Source organism: Streptosporangium sp. NPDC002607 (assembly GCF_053592655.1).
This window is the reverse complement of the sequence record NZ_JBSFWD010000055.1, coordinates 1-18,197: the sequence shown is the minus strand read 5'-3', so window position 1 is coordinate 18,197 and position 18,197 is coordinate 1. Positions and strand designations below refer to the sequence as shown.

At 68.8% G+C, this 18,197-nt stretch carries 11 protein-coding genes and 1 pseudogene; 8 read left to right on the top strand and 4 right to left on the bottom strand.

What is annotated here, in order from left to right; genetic code table 11:
• Nucleotides 1-50 precede the first annotated feature (50 nt).
• Entirely contained in the window at nt 51-716 is a 666-nt protein-coding gene (locus ACWD3H_RS39105) for a DUF4097 family beta strand repeat-containing protein (protein WP_451958598.1), read from the bottom strand.
• Between the two features lie 238 nt (nt 717-954).
• Here ACWD3H_RS39105 and ACWD3H_RS39100 point away from each other — a divergent pair, with 238 nt between their 5' ends.
• The 7 genes and pseudogenes from ACWD3H_RS39100 to ACWD3H_RS39070 all read left to right on the top strand — a co-directional run bounded on the left by ACWD3H_RS39100 (nt 955) and on the right by ACWD3H_RS39070 (nt 7,791).
• Entirely contained in the window at nt 955-1,710 is a 756-nt protein-coding gene (locus ACWD3H_RS39100; protein WP_451958597.1) for a helix-turn-helix domain-containing protein, read from the top strand.
• A gap of 124 nt (nt 1,711-1,834) precedes the next feature.
• Nucleotides 1,835-4,465, top strand: coding sequence for a LuxR C-terminal-related transcriptional regulator (locus ACWD3H_RS39095; protein ID WP_451958596.1), 2,631 nt, complete (start codon nt 1,835-1,837; stop codon nt 4,463-4,465).
• Nucleotides 4,466-4,549: 84 nt separating this feature from the next.
• The gene (locus ACWD3H_RS39090; RefSeq protein ID WP_451958595.1) at nt 4,550-5,401 is read left to right on the top strand and encodes a DUF4158 domain-containing protein; all 852 of its coding nucleotides are present in this window, start codon (nt 4,550-4,552) and stop codon (nt 5,399-5,401) included.
• 74 nt (nt 5,402-5,475) lie between these two features.
• A pseudogene (locus ACWD3H_RS39085) lies at nt 5,476-5,589 on the top strand (zinc finger domain-containing protein); the annotation flags it as partial.
• A 169-nt stretch (nt 5,590-5,758) separates the two neighbouring features.
• Nucleotides 5,759-6,304 (top strand): recombinase family protein, encoded by a 546-nt coding sequence (locus ACWD3H_RS39080; protein WP_451958594.1) that lies wholly within the window; start codon nt 5,759-5,761, stop codon nt 6,302-6,304.
• 155 nt (nt 6,305-6,459) lie between these two features.
• Entirely contained in the window at nt 6,460-6,813 is a 354-nt protein-coding gene (locus ACWD3H_RS39075; protein WP_358861623.1) for a VOC family protein, read from the top strand.
• A gap of 414 nt (nt 6,814-7,227) precedes the next feature.
• Nucleotides 7,228-7,791, top strand: coding sequence for a dihydrofolate reductase family protein (locus tag ACWD3H_RS39070; protein WP_350742258.1), 564 nt, complete (start codon nt 7,228-7,230; stop codon nt 7,789-7,791).
• 257 nt (nt 7,792-8,048) lie between these two features.
• Here ACWD3H_RS39070 and ACWD3H_RS39065 read toward each other — a convergent pair whose 3' ends face one another.
• Both ACWD3H_RS39065 and ACWD3H_RS39060 read right to left on the bottom strand, forming a co-directional pair.
• Nucleotides 8,049-9,125, bottom strand: coding sequence for an RNA polymerase subunit sigma-70 (locus tag ACWD3H_RS39065; protein WP_451958593.1), 1,077 nt, complete (start codon nt 9,123-9,125; stop codon nt 8,049-8,051).
• 317 nt (nt 9,126-9,442) lie between these two features.
• The gene (locus tag ACWD3H_RS39060) at nt 9,443-9,745 is read right to left on the bottom strand and encodes a hypothetical protein (RefSeq protein WP_451958592.1); all 303 of its coding nucleotides are present in this window, start codon (nt 9,743-9,745) and stop codon (nt 9,443-9,445) included.
• Nucleotides 9,746-9,747: 2 nt separating this feature from the next.
• Between ACWD3H_RS39060 and ACWD3H_RS39055 the strand changes: the two genes are divergently transcribed.
• The gene (locus tag ACWD3H_RS39055) at nt 9,748-10,332 is read left to right on the top strand and encodes a tyrosine-type recombinase/integrase (protein WP_451958591.1); all 585 of its coding nucleotides are present in this window, start codon (nt 9,748-9,750) and stop codon (nt 10,330-10,332) included.
• Between the two features lie 188 nt (nt 10,333-10,520).
• Here the strand turns inward: ACWD3H_RS39055 and ACWD3H_RS39050 are convergent, their stop codons facing one another.
• Nucleotides 10,521-17,879, bottom strand: coding sequence for a LamG-like jellyroll fold domain-containing protein (locus ACWD3H_RS39050; protein ID WP_451958590.1), 7,359 nt, complete (start codon nt 17,877-17,879; stop codon nt 10,521-10,523).
• Nucleotides 17,880-18,197 lie beyond the last annotated feature (318 nt).

The following is an 18,197-nucleotide window of genomic DNA, read 5'->3' as shown; positions in this document are numbered from 1 at the left end:
CAGGATCTCGATCGCGGTGGGCCCGGCCGGATGGTCCTGGTTCTGCTCCTTTAGAGGCTGCGGGCGGTGATGTCGCCGTGGGAGGTGGTGGCGCGGATGTCGAGTTCGGCGGTGCCATCGCTCTTGAGGGCGTTGCTGACGCGGCCGTAGCCGGTGCCGGCGTCCAGGGCGGCCGAGACGCCGGCGGCGGCGGCGACCGAAATGTCGCCGGACTGGGTGCGGAGCACGACCGTGCCACGTACGGCCTCGGTGATCCGGATATCGCCCCTTGCGGTGCTGATCTCCGCGGGGCCGTTGAGCCGGCCGACCTCGACGTCACCGTCGATCGCAGTGAGGCGGACGCTCGCGGCCTCGTCGATCTTGATCTGGCGGTACGCGCCTTCGAAGGCGATGTCGCCGAGGCGTCCGACGCCGCGGAGCTCGGCGCCGGCGGCCGTGGCCTCGATGCGAGAGCCGGCAGGCAGCTGGACGGTGACCTCCAGGGATCCGGAGGGGCCGAAGAGCTGGTTGTCGGGGGTCGAGGCCGTGATCCGCAGGACGCCGTCGGCGTAGGCGACGGTGGTCTGCTCGGCGGTCTTGGTGTCGCGGCTCTTGGAGGGGTTGGCGGGCAGGACCTCGACGGTGGTGTCGGCGCGGTCCGCGGCGATGAACTGGATGCGTCCGGCGGGGATGTCCAGGACGGCGGAGATCGGGGCGGGGGTGTCGAACTTCTGCATCGTGCTCTCCCGTGCTCGTTCGTTGTTTCTGATACCGGAAACGCTACGTTGCTTTCCGAAATTCAACAACATACTTGTTGCATGGAATCGGGATTTATGCAGGTAGAAGCTGGAAAAGTGTTGCAATGGCCTTGAGGATAACGCAACGATAGCTACCCTGGTCATTGCAATGGATGAGAAGTGAACGCTATAGTAGGAGGGTCAGGGACCGCCACGAAGGATCACCAAGGAGATCGCGATGCCGGGAGGCAGGCTCACCCAGCAGGAACGCCAGCAGATCGCGCTAGGGCTGGCCGACAGCCTCCCCTACGCCGAGATCGCCCGACGCCTCGACCGTCCGACCTCGACGATCACGCGTGAGGTGATGCGCAACGGCGGCCCCACCGCCTACCGCGCCGACCTGGCCCACCGCGCCACCGAACGCCGCGCCCACCGGCGCAGGCCCGCCTCCTCCCGAGGGCCGGAGTCGGTCCCCCAGCCGCACGGACGCGACGCCGAGGCCGTGGCCGAGTACGAGGAGACGTTCACCACCGTCCTCATGGCTTCGGGCCTGACCAAGATGACGGCCCGGGTGCTGACCTGCCTGTTCACCACCGACGCGGGCAGCCTTACCGCGTCCCAACTCGCCCAGCGCCTCCAGGTCAGCCCGGCGTCCATCTCCAAAGCGATCGCCTTCCTGGAGAGCCAGAGCCTCGTCCGCCGAGAACGCGGCGAACGCCGCCGCGACCGCTACGTCGTCGACGACGAACTCTTCTACCAGGCGACGATCGCCAGCGCCCGATCCAACGACCAGCTCGTCGAAACCGCACGCCAAGGCGTCGCCATCCTCGGCCCCCACACCCCCGCCGCCACCCGCCTGGAGAACATCGCCCGCTTCCTCGACTTCATCAGCGAAAGCATCACCCGCGCCGCCGAACAGGCCCGCGAAGTCCTCCACACCAAACCCGAAAGAACCTCGAACGACACCGCTCAACCAAGCCCAGGCCACGGATAGTCAGCCGTCTCGATCGTCATGTCAGTCTCTCTACAGCACCTGGAGCACCAGATGGTTATGGCCTGGGGATGATGTAACCGAATCACACTTTCCGGCGATGATGCAGTTTCCTAATGTTGACCGTATGAAGCCGAGTTGGCCATTCGTGGGGCGGCTGGAGGAGTTGCGGTTCCTGGACGAAGCGACGCGGGGAGCCGGCGGTCTGCGCGGTGTGGTGCTCGCGGGAGCGGCCGGGGTGGGTAAGACCTGGCTGGCTCGGCAGGCGGTCGCGCTGGCCGGTGAACGCGGTGCCGTCACCCGCTGGGTCGTTGGGTCAGGGTCGGGACGCAGCCTCCCGTTGGGGGCGTTCGCGGCGTTGCTGGGCCCGATGAGCGGCGATCCGGCGTCTTTGCTGGGGGAGGCGAGCCGGGCACTTGTTGCCGGTGCCGGTCGAGCCGAAGTCGTGCTCGGGATTGACGACGCCCACCTGCTCGATGAGGTCTCGGCGCTGCTGGTGCATCAGCTCGTCGTACACGACATGGCGACCGTGGTGGCCACCGTGCGCACCGGCGAGACCGCACCTGCTGCGGTGACCGGTCTGTGGAAAGACGGATATCTCGACCGGCTTGAGGTGCAGCCGTTTCCGCAGCCGCAGACCGGTGCGCTGCTGGAGGCGATCCTTGGTGGACTGGTGGAAGGCGTCAGTGTCAGCCGGATCTGGGCGATCACCCAGGGCAACGCGCTGTACCTACGGCAGCTCGTCGACGGGGAGATCGAGGCTCGTCGGCTGCACCGAATCAGAGGCGTGTGGCGGTGGTCCAGAGAGTCACCGGTGTCGCCAGGATTGGTCGACCTGGTGGCGATCCGGATGGGAGATTTGTCGGAGTCCATGGGTGCGGTGGTGGACCTGCTCGCCCTCGAAGAGTCGCTGGGTGTCCGCCTGCTTACCCGGCTTACCGATCCAATGGCCGTCGAGCAGGCTGAGGCGGCGGGCCTGATCTCCGTCGAGCAGACCGGCCGTCGACTCCAGGCGCGACTGACCCACCCTCTCTACGGGGAGGTACGGCGGGCAGGCATGGGGTTACTGCGGGCGCGCCGGCTCCGTGGTCGAATCAGCCAAGCGCTGGCGGAAACCGGGGCACGCCGGGTCGATGACACACTGCGGCGTGCCGTCCTCGCGGTGGATTCAGACCTCAAACCGGACTGGCGCCTGCTCACCGAGGCGGCCGGGCGCGCTGCCCAGCTGTGCGACCTTCCTTTGGCCGTACGACTCGGACGTGCGGCGCAGGCAGCCGGCGGCGGGTTCGAAGCCCAAGCGATCGTGGTGGCCGCGGTCACCGGTTTGACCGGCTCCGCGAATGCGGAGATGGCCGCGCTCCTCGCGATGGCCAGCACGGATGCGGAAGTGGTCAGGGCCACGATGATGCACGTGATAGACCTGGCGTGGATGCAGCTGAGGCCGAAGGATGCGGAAATGCTTCTCGAGGCGGCTGAGTCGCGGGTTGCGGACAACGACGGCCGGATGCAGCTGATGGCGCAGCGATCGATGTTCGAGGGACAGCTCGCACGGCCGGTGCGGGCGATCGAGTCCGCGACCACGGCGTTGGCGTCACCGGGACTGCCGGACGGGTCGATAGCCCTTGCCAGCTGCGGATACGTCGCCGGTCTGGCCACAGTGGGCCGCGCCGACGAAATCGGTCCGGCGGTCGCACGTGGCCTCGCGGCGGCGAGTCGCTCGACGGAACTCGCCTACTTACGCTTCCCGCTGATCGGTCTGCAGATTACCGGGCTCCGCTTGGCGGGATATCTACAGGAGGCCGCCGACGTCGCACGCGAGTGCCGGGAATCGGCAGTGGGCTTCGACCTTCCCACCGTGATCAGCAGCGTGCTGATGGGAGACGCCATCCTCGCGCAGGGCCGGCCGGTCAGCGCCCTCCATTGGCTGCTCGAGGCCCACGCAGGCCTCGAGCGGTTCGATCACGCCGGCGGCTTCGAGTATGTCTGCCTGATTCCCTTGAGCCGTGCGCTGGTCCTCACCGGTGACCTGGTCGCCGGTGAGGAGGTGTTAGCGAAACTACGCGCCAACGAGCATCCCACACTGCTGTTTCTCCGGCCTGACATGCTGTTGGCCCAGGCGTGGATGGCTGCCGCACAAGGCGTTTCAAGCGATGCGATCGCGTTTGCGCAACAGGCGGCTTCGGTTGCGGTCGCGGCCGGGCAGTTTGCCCACGAGGTGCAGGCACTGCACACCGCGGCCTGCTTCGGCGACCGGTCCGTCGTCGAACGGCTCGCCGCTCTGGCCACGCGGGTGGACGGGCCTCGGGCCCGGGCCGCGGCCACGCACGCCGCCGCGCTAGCCGCCGACAACGGCGACGCACTGCGAGCTGCGTCTGTGGAGCTGGAGCAGATGGGAGACCTGCTGGCCGCCGCCGACGCGGCCGCGCAGGCGGCGACCGCATACACCCGTGTGGATCGGCGCGGCGCTGCCCAGAGCGCCGTCGCTCGCGTCCATCGGCTGACCGAACGCTGCGAGGGTGTCCGCACTCTCGCGACGATCGCCGCCATCCGGCCGTTGCCACTCACGGACCGCGAACGCGAGATCGCCACTTTGGCCGCACAGGGGATGTCTAACCGGGACATCGCTGACCGTCTGGTTATCTCAATACGTACCGTCGAAAATCACCTGTATAGGGTGAACGCGAGACTTGGCACCACCAGCCGAGCCGAACTCGCCGCCATACTCACGACGCCTGCCCCGGGGGTCAAAGAACAATGAGGTGACCGCAGCGACTTGGGGTCCCCGTAGTACTCGCCGAAAATCGGGCGGATATGGCTGGGTAGGCTTCTGAGCTGGGAATCTGTGGGTCTGGCGGGAGGTCGTTCTTGGCGACGCAGGTGTTCGCGGACGAGGAGCTGGAGCGCTTGCGGGGGTTCCCGGCAGATTGGCAGGGACGAGCTAGCGAGGTTCTTCACCCTGACTCCGGCGGATGTCGCGTTCGTCGATCCCGGTCGGGGCCGTGGTCCGGCGGACCGGCTCGGCCTGGCCGTGGCGTTATGCACGTTGCCGTGGCTGGGGTTCGTGCCGGACAAGGTGCTTTCGGCCCCGCCGGTGGCGGTGGCCAGGCTGGCCGAGCAGCTCGGCGTCGACCCGGCCGGGCTGCGCTCGTACGGGCGGCAGGCGAAGACGCGGACCGAGCATTTGCGGCTGGTGGCGAAGTATCTGGGGTGGCGGCTGCCGACCACGCTGGAGCTCAAGGAACTAGACGAGTTCCTGCTCGCCAGGGCGATGGAACACGACTCGCCGACCCTGCTGTTCCGGCTCGGGTGCGAGTACCTGATCTCGGCACGCGTGATCCGTCCGGGACTGGTGACCGTGGTCGAGCGGGTCGCCCACGCCCGCGCCGAGGCGCAGCGGGAGACGTTCGACCGGCTGGCGCACGAGTTCACCGAGGCACGGTGCGCCGCGCTGGACGGGCTGCTGATCACCGATCCGGAGATCCGCATGACCCGTCTGCGGTGGCTGGCCACCGGCCCGGTGGAGGCGTCCCCGGCCGCGGTGAAGGCCGAGGTCGCCAAGCTGGAGTTCCTGCGCTCTTTGGGCGCGGACGGTCTGGACCTGTCGGACCAGACGGAGTCCGCCACCCTGGGGAAGTCTCCTGTCCATGCTCCACGGGAAGTGCGAGACCAGAAGCCGCAGATACTCAGCAGTTAGCTGCGATAGCTCGTCACGGAGCGTACAAGCGCACGATCCGGTTCTGATGTTCCTCACACCCCCACACCTGCCCGATGTCGTCCTGCGCCGCCCCGGCTGGCTCGCTGTGCCGGACCGGCAAGGGCAAGGTCGCCGTGCAGTACCACACCGCCCGCTTCCGCCTGGTGCCTCAGCTCGCCAAGACGCTCAACGTGCCCACCCCGCCCGTACGCAAGCCCGGCACGGCCTGGGTGAAGCTGCCGCGGCCGCGTGCCGCCGGCGCCGAGCCGACTGGGCACGTCCGCCTCGGCTACGCCCGCGCCTCCACCGCCCGGCAGTCCCTCGACGCCCAGCTCGACTCCCCTCGCCGAGGCCGGGGTGACCCGGGTCTTCTCGGAAAAGATCTCCGCCCGGGTCACGAAGCGGCCCGAGCTGGACAGGGCCGTCACGCTCGCGCGGGAACTGCGCGCCTCCGGCGCCGCGGTCACCCTCGTCGTCCACGAGCACAAGCGCCTCGGCCGCGGCATCGACCTCGCCACGCTCGCCGAAGAACTCAAAGCGTCCGAGGTCGGGCTGGAGTTCCTCACCGGAGAGCTCCAGGGCCAGCACGATCCCTCCGGGGTCGTGTTCACCGTGCTCGCCGCGCTGTCCGGCATGGAACGCGAGTACATCCGCGACCGCACCCTCGAAGGCCACGAGTCCGCCCGCAAACGCGGCAAGACCATCGGCGGCGCCACCGTCGCCGACCCGGACATGCTCGCCATGGCCCTGCACTACCGGGATCAAGGTCTGAGCCTGCGCGACATAGCCGCGAAGCTCGTCATCACCAGCGGCAAGAAGAAGGGCCAGCACCCGTCACCGGCTACCGTCATGCGGATGCTGCGCGAACACGACGAGCAGGCCACCGCGACCGCAGAGGCGTGATCCACCGCTACCTTGCGGCTGGTGTCTGAGCCAGGACTCCGAGGCCGTGTTCGCTCTCCTGTCACTGCCGGGAGATGATGAGCCAGGGCCGCCGGGGCGGCCCGCCCCTCGACGGAGGGACGGGTGGGCCGCCGGTCCTGTCTATGCTCAGGCCCATGGCACTGGAATGGGAACAGATCATCGTCGACTCCGCCGACCCCGTCGCTCTCGGGCGCTGGTGGGCCAAGGCTCTCGGCTGGGTAGTGGTCGACGAATCCGAGGAAATCATCGAGATCCGGCCTGAGCCGGACCAGATGCCGGGGCTGCTCTTCGTGCCTGTCCCCGAGGGCAAGACGTCGAAGAACCGGCTCCACCCCGACTTCCGCCCCGACGACCAGGAGGCCGAGGTCGCCCGGCTGCTCTCCCTCGGTGCCCGGCGCGCCGACACCGTGCAGGACGAGCAGCACTGGGTGACCCTCCTCGACCCGGAGGGCAACGAGTTCTGCGTCCTGAGTGAGCGGAAGCGCTGAGCGGAAGCCGGGCAGTTGTCCGGGGCCCCGACGTCCCACGCAGCAACACGGACAGAATTGACACGGAAGCCGGATGGCGGTGGCGCGGCGCACCCGAGCGCGCCGGCACCGCCGGGTTCGTGCCGCGCGAGTTCCTGTTCTCCTGCCCGGGCTGTCCTGCGGTTCTCTGACCTACGCGGCACGACGTCGCGACGGCCTAGCCCAAGATCATCTCGTGGCGGGTTTGGAGCGTATCTGGGTCACACCCCTACGAGGGTGAAGTCGAGATCCGGTGGGTAGTGCTCGAGCCCAGCCGAGTACGCCGTGCCGAGTCCGGAACGCGGGGACTACCTGCGGACGCAGATCGCGCACCGATTAGGTTTCCGCGCCGTGCCCGTCTGTACGTGTGAGATCGACTCACAGGAGGCTGGCACGATGCGGAAACTGATCTTCGGCATGAACCTGAGCCTGGACGGCTACATCGCCGCGCCCGGCGACGACCTCGGCTGGAGCGTACCGAGCGACGAGCTGTTCCAGTGGTGGTCCGACCGGGTGGGGGCGACCGGCCTGGCGCTGTACGGGCGCAAACTGTGGGAGACGATGAGCTCCCACTGGCCGACCGCCGACCAGCAGCCCGGCGCCACACCGGCGGAGATCGAGTACGCCCGCCGCTGGCGGGACATGCCGAAGGTGGTGTTCTCCTCGACGACCAGCACGGTCGACTGGAACACCCGCCTGGTCACCGGCGACGCGGTCACCGAGATCACCCGGCTCAAGGCCGAGGACGGCGGCCCGATGGACATCTGCGGCGCCACGCTCGCCGCAGCGGCCATGCGGGCCGGGCTGATCGACGAGTACGTGCTGGTCACCGCACCGGCCTTGCTGGGCGGCGGCACGCCGTTCTTCACGGCCCTGGACAGCTGGGTGAACCTGAACCTGGTGGAGACGCGGACGTTTCCCGGCGGCGTGGTGCTGACCCGATACGAGACGAGGCGATGAGCACGGGCCAGATGCTCGGCTCGTGAGGCCAGGTCGAAATCCTTCCTGGCGTGCTCACCGTGACCCTCGGCTATGAGGGAACCTTCCCCGGGCCCTTCCTTGCGTTCCGAGTGAGCTGTTGACCGACGTGCTGGAGATGAGGGCGACGGCGTCGTTGATCGTGACGATGTTCTTCGGGCATGAAGATGCCCCGCCGGCAACGCCGGCGGGGCGGTGGTGTTCGCGTTGCCGCGTTGGTGTTCAGCTGGTCGGGGTGCTCATTTCGCGGTGACTTCGGTGACGGCGGCCCGTGCGCTGGACTCGTCGACGATGGGGCTTTTGTCTGATGACAGTGTCGGGGGCAGGCCCAGCCATGGTTTGTCGGTGGCGTCGAATCCGGTGAGCTCGGCGATCTTCCCGTCGACGATGTGCAGGACCGCGATGGTAAACAGCCGGTACTCCGGGTCGTCGGGGGTGCGGAGGTACAGCGCGGCGGCAGGCATGCGGTTGACCGTCGTGGTGATACAGCGCCAGTCGTCGTGGCCGCGCTGGAAGAGCCCACCGGAGACCCAGCCGTCCACCGCGTCCTTGGCCGTGATGACCGAGGTTCCCGGTTCGGGCAGCATCGCGAAGCGCAGGTCGTCGCGCAGCAGGGCCATCAGCCCGTCCAGGTCGTTGCGCTCATGGGCGTCCATATACGACTTCACCACGCCCCGCTCGTCATTCGACAGCTCGTGGGTGGCGGGGCTCCGCCAATCGAGGCGGCGGTCGGGCAGCTGCTCGCGCATCGTCACGCGCGCCCGCTGCAGTGCGCTGGTCACCGACGCGACGGTCAGCTCGAGGGCGTCGGCGGCCTTCGACGCCGGCCAGCCGAGGACGTCGCGCAGGATGAGCACCGCCCGCTGCCGCGGCGGCAGGTATTGGACGGCGACGATGAACGCCAGCTCGATCGTCTCCCGCGCCACCACCGATTCCTGCGGGTCCTCGGGGAGCATCCGGTCGGGGTAGGGCTGCAGGTACAGCACCTCGGAGCCGGGGTCCGGCAGCTCGGACGGTACGGGTGTGCGGTCGTTGCGCTTGTCCAGGAAGTCGAGGCAGGCGTTCGTCGCGATCCGGTACAGCCAGGTCCGCAGGGCCGCGTGGCCCTTGAACGACCCCCGCTTGTTCCACGCTCGCAGGAACGTCTCCTGCGTCAGGTCCTGGGCGTCCTCGTAGTTCGCGAGCATCCGGTAGCAGTGCACCTGCAGCTCACGCCGGTGGCGCTCCGTGATGAGTGCGAACCGCGCCGTGTCGCCTGAGCGGACCGCCGCGAGGAACGTGGCCTCGTCGGCGCCCAGCGGTCTGGTGTCGGTCATGGTCATCAATCCTTCCACCGGTGCGAAAACTAACAGAACTGACGACGTGGCGGAGGATTTCTGATCGGTGAAGCCGCTGACACCGGGCCGTTCGCCAGGCCGGATGGGTCGGGGTCGATCCAGGGAACGTGCTCCGGGTCGGGCACACCCTCGATGTCGAGGTGGGGTCAGCACGGCTAAGCGTTGTTTCTCGGCGCCTGCTACTTAGGGGCCGCATCGGCGCGCCTCCGACCGCGATGCCAAACCAGACGCCGCCTCGGCGAGGTCAGTCACCCGCGCGGCCTCGCCGAGGTCGGACAGGACGCCTAACCGACGGTTCAGACCAGCGGTGGCGCGGTCACAGCGTCGCGCTGAGCTTGGAGTTGCTTCATGTCGGTGGCATCCGACCGGCGGAGAACAAAGATCTTCGCCAGCGCGATGAGGCTGGGGCCGGTGAGGAGCGCTGCCAGCCACAGCTGTCCGTTGACGCCGACGACAACTGCGCCGGTGAGCATGCCGATCGCAATGGCGACGGAGCCGCAGGTCCGTGCCCCGGTCGTCCTCGTCTTCGCCGATCCGCCAAGCTTGTCAGATAATGGCGTATTATCTGACAACGGCGGGATCGGCTCCTGCGGGAACACCCGTGCGGGCCGTGCACCTTTCCCGGAAACGCCGCCCGCTGGAAGACCGGACGCTGTGGGCGATGCTCTACTCCACCGCCGCCCGCGCCGAGGAAGTCCTGCGCCTGAACGTCGAAGACCTCGACCGCGCCAACCGCCGCGCACGCACCATCCGCAAAGGCGGCAAAGCCGACGAGCTGCTCTACGACATCCGCACCGCCCGAATGCTCGGCCAGCTCCTCGGCCGCCGCACCCGCGGGCCGATCTTCCTGTCCGCGCGCATCGCCCCTGACGACGGCACCGCGCCCGTACGTGACGTCGACCCGGCCAGCCGCCGCCGACGCATGACCTACCGCACCGCCGAACGCCACCTCGGCGCCGCCACCGACGGCTGGAATCTGCACGACCTGCGCCACTCCCGACTCACCCACGCCGGCGAGGACGGCGCCACCGAAGCCGACCTGATGAACCTCTCCGGCCACGAAGACCGCCGCACCCTCCAGCGCTACCTCAAGCCCAGCAAAGAAGGACCCAGCGCCGACTCGACGGCATCGAGGCCCAGCGCGGTACCTGGACACCCAGCGCCGACGAACTCGCAGACCGCATGACCACCCGGTGATCATGCCGCCTGCCCGGTCGGATCATCGCTGGTCAGCGCCATATCCGCCCGATTTTCGGCGAGTACTACGGGGACCCCCTTTCTCCTCGCTCAGTGACCGGTTCGGCTGGCGAGGTGGCCTGCCGGCCCCTCTGGTGTGCCGCCCCCGGACCAGCGGGGGCGGCGGATTGTGTGGGATCAGATATCCAGCCCGTAGTACTGGGCCAGGTAGGTGATGACGTCATCGGCGTGGGGCAGCAGTTCGGGCAGGCGCGCGGCGAGCGCCGCGCGGGTGGCGACGGCCAGGTCCGACGCGCGGGTCGCGGAGGTGCGGACGTAGGGATCCAGGCGCTGGATCAGTTCGTAGTTGCTGTCGATGTTCTCCGCCCGCATCGCCCGCTCAAGCGGCGGCGCGCCGGGCGGCGGCACGGGCGGGAGCACCCTGCTGATGTAGGTGACGCGGTGCATGACCCGCCAGCAGGGCGGTTTGGCGACGGACTGGCGTGCCTGGCGCAGCGCGGCGGCGTTGGCCTCGTTGCTGTTCGACAGCCAGATCGGGTCGACGACCTTGTGGTAGAAGTCGTCGAAGTTGGCGCTGCTCTCGCCGAGGTAGAAGGTGAGGAAGCGGTAGGCGTCCACCTTTCCCGGCACGAGCACGGGCTTGCCTTGAGGGGTGAAGACGGGTTTGCCGTTGTCGTAGCGCTGCAGGTCGCCCGAGGGTGCGCAGTCGACGGTCAGGCCGAACCCGCGGCTGGCCTCCTTGGACTTGGCTCGGGTCACCGAGGTGCTGCCGCCGAGCGAGGCGTCGAACTTACCGGTCAGGCCCGTCGACTTGACCTTGAAGCCGAACTCGACGGAGCCGCTCAGCGTGCTCTTGAAGGTGTAGGAGCCGGAATGGGTCTCCGTGACGGCATCGGTGGCCTGGGTGGTCTCGGCGAAGAAGCCGCCCTGGGCGGTCCAGACATAGGTGTTGACCAGGTCGCGGTGGGAGAATCCCTCGGGCACGGCGCTGGAGGTGGCGTCCCGGTCAGGCTTGGCGGGAGGCTCGGTAATGCCCATGGCGCGAAGGATCTTGCGGGCCTGCTTGCCCGTGGGGTCGGCGTGGTGGGTTTCGGTGGAGGCGTTCTCGTAGAAGGCGCGCAGCCGCTCCTGTTCGCGCATGATGCGGCGTTTGAGGGCGTACGCTTCGCGGGGTTTGAAGAAGCTGTACTGGCCGTAGTCGATGGCGGTGGGGTAGTCGGGATCGCAGACCTTGCCACGGTCGTTGAAGCCGACCGCGCCATCCAGGGTGCCCTGCTTGGTGTAGCGGGGATTGACCGGGAACGAGATGATGTTCCAGTCCTTGGGGATGTCGGGGTTGGCCAGCATGCGGTAGGCGACCAGGGCGCCGCTGTGGGCCAGGCGCAGCGCGAAGACATCGGCCGTCTCCGACTGCACGAGCGCGAAGCCCATGTTGGCGGGCACGTAGCGGCGGCCGATGGCGGGGTTGAGCAGCTTGGTGGAATCCTCCAGGTGGCCGGAGAGCCGCAGTTTGGCCGCGCGGGTGGTGTTCAGGCCCTGGGAGAGCTTGGTCTCGCTCGACCAGGCGTTGGAGTACTCCAGGCCCGCCGTGATGAGCAACTCGGCCTTGATCTTCACGAGGGGTTCGGCGACTCCGATGCCTCCCGGCGCGGTGATCGACAGCACGCTCTGGTCGGTGTCGTTGCCGAGGGTGAAGCTGAAGGCGAAGTCGACGCTGCTGTTGCGGTTGGCCGACAGGCTGTAGACGACCTGGTTGGCCTCGTTGAACTCGACGCTGGAGGCGCCGGCGAAGGAGTCGGCACCGGTCAGGTTCTCCGACGGCACCGGAGGTGCGCTCTCGATGTAGCCGATGAGCTGCGGGTCGAACTGGACCTGGCCCACCCACTCGGACACGAGGCTGCCGACCTTGTAGCCGGTGACCAGGTGCCAGCGCCCGTCGCGCACGTAGCCGTAACAGCGTTTGAGCACGCCGAACGCCACGTTCTTGGCCGTGCGCTGCATGTCCGCGTACTCGCCCACGGCCGGGGCCGAGCCGATCGTGTCGTGGAAGGGGGTGCGGATGGCGGCCAGCGCCGAGCGCACCTGGGCGGTGTCGGTGGAGATGGGCGCGTTGGACAGCAGCGGGGTGGGACGGGCCGCGGGGAAGTCCAGGGAGTTGCCGCGCAGGCCCTCGTCGCGTACCTGCTTGGCGGTGTCGGTGGTGGAGTCGCGGTCGAAGGGCCAATAGGCGATGAGGTCCTGCTTGTCGCCCTGGAGCCGGGTGAAGAGGCTGTCCAGGATCTGTTCGGGGGTGCGTACCGTACGCCAGATGCGCACCTCCTCCAGCTTGCCGCCGAACGGCTCGCTCACCGCCCCAGAGGACAGCCGGGCGGCGAGGGTGAGCTGCTGATCGCCGTAGTCGCCCACGCCGGCGTCCGTGGTGGGGTCGCAGGTGAGCAGCTCGCCGTTGCGGTACAGGCGGAGCTTGCTGGCGTTCGGGTCGGGATCGCGGGTCCAGCGGGCGCCGCGCAGGCGAGCCGGGTAGGAGCCGCCGTCGTCGAAGGTGACGTTGCCGGTGTTCTCCTCGAACGCCCAGCGTGCCAGCAGCCCCTTGTCGTGTCCGGTGACGGGCAGTCCGATCTGGGCCTCCTTGCGGGCCACGCGCCACAGCCGCACCTCGCCCAGCACGCCGGCCAGCGCATAGGCCTTGCCCGCGTCACGGGCCAGCCCGAGCGTCAGGCCGCTGGAGTTGCCCTGGGCGCCGGGGCCGGTGTACCGCTCGAAGCCGGCCGGCTGGCCGTCGATGTAGAAGCGGATGTCCTGCCAGGGCTGGCTGTCCGCCGGGGGCTGCGCGACGGAGGAGACCGCGATCTGGCGTCCCTGGCGGACCACGGCCACCCGGTGGAAGGCGTTCGGGCTGATGGCGCGGTTGGAGGCGTAGCGCACGACCTTGCCGTCGGGCTCCTCGAAGGTGAACTCCAGCTTGCCGTCCTGCCGTAAACACAAGTGGTACGGCACGCCGGCCCCCATGTCCGGCTCGCCCTTGGAGATCAGCCCCATGCGCTGGCCCAGCCGGTCGACCTTCAGGAACACCTCGATGGTCAGGTCTTCCGGCAGGTCCAGCGCCTCGTCCTTGGCCACCTCCAGGTGCGCACCGCCGTTGACCTGGACCCCCCACGACTGCTCGAAGCCGGCGGCCATGTGCGCCCACTCACCGCAGGGGAACACGTCGCGGCTGCGGAGGAAGCGGCCGCCGACCCCGGCCACCATCCGGTAGCCCTTGATCGGGGATTGTGCGGCCGACGCGCCGGGGAAGGTCCAGTAGCCCAGCAGACCGGGCTCGCGGCCGGACAGCCGCTGGTTGCGCTCGATGGTGATCTCGTCCGCGGTCCGGGCGCGGCCGAAGACGCGTACCTCGTCGATCTCGCCGGACAGGAACTGGCCGGCGAAGGGCTTGACGCCCAGGCGCAGCGGGCCTTTGCCGAAGTAGCCGGCGTTGGAGACGCGGCGGCCGACCTCGACTCCGTCGCGGTAGAGGATCTGGGTGCGGGTGGCGTGCTCGTACACGGCGGCCCAGTGGTGCCAGTTCAGGTCCAGGGAGCTCGGGGCGGTGTTGAGATCATCGCCGTAGAAGCTGAAGCCGAACGAGTTGTCGCCGAAGATCTGCAGGTGCAGTGTCCGGTTCTGCCCTCCGGCCATCTCGCCGTGGATCAGCAGCGGCTCGGTGGTCCCCCGGGAGGTGGTGCGCCGTACCCACATCTCGATCGTGAAGTCCCGCCCGGCCAGCTCGATGTTGTCGGCCAGGTCGACGAAGTCGTCGATGCCGTCGAACACCTGCGCGGTGTCCCGCGGCGCCTCCGCGAGCGCCAGCATGTACTGCGACGCGCCGGTGTTGGCGTTCAGGATCCTGGCCCTGCCGGCCATGGGCGAGGCGTGGACCCAGGCCTCCATGGTCAGGTCGCCGGTCGTCGTGACGCGCTCCAGTTGGCCTGCGGACAGGCGCAGGTGCTGCTCGCGGCCGTCGAAGGCGTACGCGCGGCCGGGCATCTCGCCCCGCCAGCGGCAGCCGTGCCCGGCGACCAGGCGTTTGGCCTTGCCGTTCACCAGGGCGGCGACGTTGCCGGGTGTGAGGCTGACCAGGCGCGAACCCGACGACAGCGACGCCCCCGGCCGGGAGCAGGTGGCCTGCTCGTAGTCGTAGGCGAGGAGGAAGATCTGCCCGCCGGGGGGGATCGGCCCGCCGACAGGGGTCAGGGTGAGACTCTTCTCCCCCAGGGCGTGGGCGGAGCCGGCGCGGAAACCGGTCGAGGTGCCGATCATGATGTGGCTCAACTCCGGCACGGCGGCCGCCAGCGGCTCGCCCAGCTCCACCCGGTCGCGGAGGATCCTGGAGACCGTGCCGAGCTTGACGGGCTCGCCCGGGGCTCCGGCCAGGATGGCCGCCATGCGCGCGGTGTCGCGTGGCAGCGACTTCCAGGTCTCGGTGTCCCGGCCGGCGGAGATGGTCAGGTCGCACCGGCCCGGCGCGTCGCCGTCGCTCACCGTGATCGTGAACGAGCCCAGGTCGATGGCCGCGTCCTTTGCCGTGAACAGGACCGCGCCGCCGCCGCCGACCAAGTCCTGAACCGACGGGCTGACCTGGGTGTCCAGATAGGCGGCGAAGAACTGGTCGTTGACGCCGCGGTAGTACAGCACCACGTTGCCGGTGGCGCTGTCCAGCAGGGCGGGCGCGTCACTGCAGCGGGCGAAGGCCAGCAGGGCGCCGTAGCAGCTCAGACCGGTGCGGTCCAGGTCGAGCAGCGGCATGTTCACGGTCAGGTCGGTATCGCCCTTGGTGGCGCCGGTCATCGCAGCGAGCTGGATGCGGGCCGCGTCCAGCTCGGCCTGCTTGCTGGCCAGCCTGCGCCGCAGCTCGTCGATCCTGGCCTGCGCCTTGAGCGCCACGTCCAGGACGGCCTTGGCCTGATCGCGTTCGATCTTGCGGTCCTTCAGCCGCTCGTCGATACCGGAGACCATGCTCATGCGGATCATCTTCACCAGGCCGAAGTCCATGTTCATGCCCACGCCGGCCTGGATGATGGTGGAGGTGGTGCCCGCGGAGGTCACCGGGAGCCTGCTGTTGCGGTTGACAATCCTGACGTACTCGCCGGCCTCCAGCAGGTAGAACTGGCCGTTCCACGCGTGGGTCTCCTGCCGGTGGAACTGGATGAGCTTTCCCATGTCGGAGGTGGATCCGCCGGACACGTTCATCTCGTAGCCGGTCAGGACGTTCTTGATGTAGTAGCAGGGCTTGCCGCCGTAGTCCTCGCCCACCGGGATGAACTGCCACAGGCCGGAACGCGCGCTGGCATCGACCAGTTTGCTGAGGTCGGCCCCGTCGTCGACGCTGTTGCCCCGGACCGCGATGTAGTACAGGTTCCGGGTGTCCAGGTTCTCCTTGAACTGCAGGCGATACCGCCATGCCGTCAGCCTGTCCTTCAAGCCGTCGTACGCCCTCTGCAGGGCGTCGACCTCATCGACCTTGACGTCGTAGGCGGCCTGCAGGGCGGGCACCTTCCCGGCCTCCGCCTTGAGCGCGTCGATGTCCCTGGGCAGGCTGAGGACCTCGGCGTCCAGCGCCGTGACCCGCTGCTCCAGCACGCTGATCGCGTCCAGGTTCTGGCTTTGCGCGGGCCGCTGCAGCACCGGCAGGTCCAGGACGTCGGCCACCTGGGCCAGCCGCCCGTCCCGGCCCACGCCGAAATCCACGCTCGCCACCTGCGCGTCCTTGTCGCCGGCCGCCTTGGTGGCAAAGGCCAGCAGCACCCGCGCCTGCTGTTTGACCGGCTTGGCGGCCACGCCGTACCCGGTGGTGGAGGCCTGCTGCTGGTGGTAGAGCACAGAGGCCAGCCCGGAGGTCACGCTCCTGCCCGTGATGGTGAAGCTGTCGCGGCGCACTCCCGGGTGGTCGCCCACGGGCGCCTGCGACCCCACCCACTGCGGGCCGCCGCGCAGCGTGCCGTGCAGGGCGTTGTCGCCCTGGTCGTAGGCGGTGGTGCCGCTGCCCTCGTCGAGGCGGTAGTAGGCCACCAGGCCCGGCTCGTTGCCGATGAGGCGGTGGTCCAGGTCCCGCTTCAGCTCCTCCGCCGTACGCGCGCGGTCCCAGACGCGCACCTCGTCGATCTCGCCGCGGAAGAACCTGCCCGGCTGTCCCGTGGAGTTCGTCGCGCCGATCAGGACCGACGCGGTCTGGTTGGCACGGAACGGCAATCGTACGGTGCCGCTCGCCCTGCCGTTGACGTACACGATCGCGTCGGAGCCGTCGTAGACCCCGGCCACGTGGGTGTACTCGTTCAGCGTGATGGGGTCGGAGGAGGCCACCGAGAAGGGCGCGCTGTCGTGCGAGAGGAACACCGTGCCGTCCTGGCGCGTCCCCAGCTGGCAGGCCGCGCCCTTGGCCAGGACGATCCCGTCGAAGGCCGACGGCTTGATCCACGCCTCGATCGTGTACGGCCCGCCGCCGAACTTCAGCACGGCCGGGTTGCCCAGGTCCACGTGTGCGGCCTTGCCGTCCAGGAGCAGCGCGGCCTCCGCGTGGCCCGCCGCGCCCGCGACCGGCACCAGCTCGCGGTTGGTGAACGGGCACGTTCCAGGGCTGCGCTCGAAGACCGCGTCGCGGTACTTGGGGTCGGGGCTGGTGTAGAACCGCGTGCCCTGGGTGTTGAACCAGCCGTCCGCGCCGCGTTCGACGTTGAAGGAGTCGACGCGTCCGGTGGCGTCGTTGTGCGCGAACAGCTGCCACCGCCACATCTCGTTCGTCGCGGTCGGCACCTGCACCGCCGTGAACCGGCCCTCCTTCAGGTTCCGGACGAAGGACAGCTCCCGCGTCGGCTCGTAGAACGGCCGCCCTTCCATGTCCTCGGTGCCCAAAGTGTCCTTGGCCGACTCCGGCCGGGTGGCGTGGCGGCTGCGCCGGTAGCGCACTTCGAGCACCGGCTTGAGCTTGCCGTCCACCAGCAGGAACCGGTCGCACAGCAGCGTGTCGCGTACCAGCGGCACCTGCTTGCCGCCGCTGAGCACATAGTCCTTCCTGGCCGTGTCGGACGAGCAGCCGCCGCCGGTCAGCTTGAACACCGCGTCCGCGTGGCCGTCGCCGATCGACTGTCGCAGGATCATCACGTACGTGCCGTCCGAGATCACCTGGAACGGGACCGCCGCCGTGAGCCGCGCGGTCGTGGACAGGAACGTGTCGATCTCGTCGGCCTCCAGCTGCTCGGCCGGCCCCGCTTCGATCCGGCCTCCCCGCTTGACCGTCGGCATCGCCGTGGCGCCGGCGATCCCGTAGCCGACCTCGGTGATCTCCCGCGGGAACGGCAGCTCGGCCGGGTTGTCGGCCCAGTACGCCGTGTCCAGCTCGCCCTTGGCCGCATCCTGCTTGGCCAGATCCAGGACGTTGTAGACAATCCGCCGCGCCGCGTCCATCGCGAACGCCACCGTGGTGCCCTGATGACGAACCATCGCCACATGCCTGTAAACGCGGTCGCCGTAGATCTTGAGCAGCGCATCCCCAGCCGCCATGACCACCCCTCTTCGCCCGCCGAAGTGCCTTTGACGATGATCTGAACCAAGTGATAGGTCAACCGATCAACGCGGCCACATCCGGTCATTCCCGGCCACCGGATACGCCCTGCTCAAGCACCTCTGGGACGGGAGCGTCCGGAAGGGAACTCCTCCTCATCTCAAGCCGCGCGTCAAACAGACGCTACTGGCCGTTCCGATCCTTCTCACGGGCCTTTTCGGTTGCTCAGGCGAAATCAGTTGGCGGGCTTGCCGAACCAGCGGGAGAGGTGGTCGTCCAGGTCCTGCTGATCGTCGCCGATCCAGGCGACGTGGCCG